We start from the raw sequence: 287 nt of genomic DNA, 5'->3' as shown, positions 1-287 counted from the left end.
TCGACGAAGGTTTCGTAGGTGCCCTGGACGATGCCCTGGCTGCCGATGTAGATCCAGCTGCCGGCGGTCATCTGGCCGTACATGGCCAGGCCCTTGGCGTCGAGTTCGTTGAAGTGCTCCCAGCTCGCCCAGTGCGGCACCAGGTTGGAGTTGGCGATCAGTACGCGCGGGGCGTTGGCGTGGGTCTTGAACACGCCGACCGGCTTGCCGGATTGCACCAGCAGGGTCTCGTCGTCGTTCAGGTTGGTCAGGCTCTCGACGATCTTGTCGTAGCACTCCCAGTTACG

General features: G+C 63.1%; 1 pseudogene. It reads right to left on the bottom strand.

From position 1 onward, the window contains the following. Window positions 1-287, bottom strand: a pseudogene (locus NQL71_RS29780) (urocanate hydratase); the annotation flags it as partial.

Origin of the sequence: Pseudomonas serbica, assembly GCF_028823535.1 — a bacterium.
Classification (GTDB): Bacteria; Pseudomonadota; Gammaproteobacteria; order Pseudomonadales; family Pseudomonadaceae; genus Aquipseudomonas; species Aquipseudomonas serbica.
Note: the sequence above shows the minus strand (reverse complement) of the source record. Positions and strands in the feature narration are given on the sequence as shown.